The sequence below is a fragment of the Candidatus Paceibacterota bacterium genome, assembly GCA_035546035.1.
In the GTDB taxonomy this organism is placed as follows: domain Bacteria; phylum Patescibacteriota; class Minisyncoccia; order Phycocordibacterales; family UBA6065; genus UBA6065.
In genome coordinates this window covers 1-2,062 of the sequence record DASZXC010000007.1, presented here as the reverse complement: position 1 = coordinate 2,062, position 2,062 = coordinate 1, and the positions used below count along the sequence as shown (strand labels likewise).

Annotated in this window: 2 protein-coding genes; both read right to left on the bottom strand. The window is 57.6% G+C overall.

Translation table 11 applies throughout. The features are described from left to right. Positions 1-187: 187 nt before the first annotated feature. A complete protein-coding gene (locus VHE10_01270) occupies positions 188-553 on the bottom strand; it encodes a hypothetical protein (GenBank protein ID HVU06404.1) in 366 nt (121 codons plus the stop codon). Positions 554-666: 113 nt separating this feature from the next. Further along, positions 667-1,089 (bottom strand): hypothetical protein, encoded by a 423-nt coding sequence (locus VHE10_01265; protein ID HVU06403.1) that lies wholly within the window; start codon positions 1,087-1,089, stop codon positions 667-669. Positions 1,090-2,062 lie beyond the last annotated feature (973 nt).

The window sequence follows — 2,062 nt, the reverse complement described above, 5'->3', positions numbered from 1 at the left end:
CGACTTCTTCTTTCTGAACGCCGAGCACGGTGGGCGCTTCCCAATCCCACGCAGCAAGCTGATAGGCCAACACGCGCCGAATGGACTCTTGGTCTGCGAGACTGAGGTCACGAAGCGGCATCGGCTTTTCTTGGCTAACGTTCAAGATGAGCCACGGCCGCTCGGGGCCGTTGGCTCTGGCGACTGGTTAGCCTCTTTTTTCATTCGGAGGTGGAAGCACACGAATTCGCTTCGGAATCTTATCGTCAGCTATGACTACGCCTTGGACTGACTTCGACAACGAGACGGATGAACCTTCCTTCAGGCGTAAATAGATCAGCGACTCGCTCGGCTTGGTCGGCAACCGCACTTCCAAATCGGCGTCGCCGTAAATGACGGAGCCGATCTTTTCGCCGGCCGCAATTGCTGCGGCCGGAATCGCGAGCGTCACGTCTTCGAGCGCCGTCAGCTGAGCGCCGCGCGGCCAAGGGAACGGCTGACCGGGCGGCTGCAGCGCGACATTCTGTTCTTCAGCGGGCTTCGGCTGAAACAACCTCTGGAAGAAGGACGGCATTCTTTCTTTTGGCTAACGTCAAAGATGAGCCACGGCGCTGCTTGGCGCGAGCTCTGCGCATGCAGAGATCGTGACAAGCAGTGCCGTTGGCTCTGGCGTCTGGTTCGGCCTTTTCACAACTCGACGACGATCTCCTCTCGGTCGCTCGCCATGAACGCCTTCAATCCGGCGCCGATGCGATTGATCGCTGACGCCTCAACAGCGAAGCAAAAATCTACGGTCCCTGTGACGAGATCATTCCCGCGCGTAAGGAACTCAACGCGAAGTGCGGTGTGTCCGGACGCATCGTGCACGTAAAATCGCAAGCCGGTGTAGCCGGAAAACCGTGGATCGCTCTTGTCGCCGCTTTCGAATCGCACCTCGTCGACGACACTTCGAGGAAAACTCGCGAGCTTTTCAGCCAACGCCAGAATGGTCGCAGAATCGGCATAGAACTCGGAACTGCCGGCCCGCCGGCCATCGGAGACGCTCAAGACGAAATAATGCGCGGCTTCCTCATACGGATAACGAGCCAATCTGAAAACTTTGGGATGCACGCCGACCATTTTTGCCGAACGTCACAGGTGAGCCACGCCGCCGGCTGGCGCGGAGCGTGCAGCAGCACGATCCGTGACAGACGGTGGCGTTGGCTCTGACGACTGGTTCGGCTCTTTCTGGGTAAACATCATGAAGAAAGAACCGCTAAGGACTGAGACGCTCGTCGATGTAATTTCGAATCGCGATCTTGGCCCACGAAAGATTCTGCATGTGATCATGACTTCGGAAGCTTCCCTTTCCATTTGCACCTTGAACGTGCGCAATCGCGTCTTGTAGGAACGAATCTGAAGCATCGACCTCTCGAAGCCTACGGACGACGTCATCAAGCTCATACATCGGGTGCCGATTGATGGTCTCGATTACAGCGAGCAGTCGTTCTTTCTTCATTTTTGCCGAACGTTAAAGATGAGCCACGGCGCCGGCTGGCGCGGAGCGTGCGTCAGCACGATCCGTGACAGACGGTGACGTTGGCTCTAGCGACTGGTTGGGCGTTTGCTCGGGACGCGAATGCGGACGGTCGCAATGACCGAGCAACGCGAGCGAAAATCTCGAGCGCCTTTTTCTTCGCGGCAGCGAGCTCCGCATCGCGAAGTTTTCTTTCAGCGGACACACATGCCGGACAAGCGCGCAGTCCAGCGCCGCGCTGGTCTGCGCGCGTTCACACGCATTCCGCTTTTTCGAACTTCCTCCGACGATCATCTGCTGGACGAAGCAGGCGAGCGGCTCGGCGCTCGTCTGCTTCAGCGCTTCCGCCAGCAAACTTTCTTCGCTTCGCCTCATCACGTTCATCTTTTCGCCCAACGTCAAAGATGAGCCACGCGGCTGTTGACGTTCGAGGTCAAATTGATCTTCCGAAAACTCAGGGCGAGCGACCGCGTTGGCTCTAGCGACTGGTTCGGCGAACGCAAAGCGCGGGAAAAAAGCTCCGGCTTAAAAGCCTCTCTCTGCATGAAGCTACTCGGCATCGTTCGT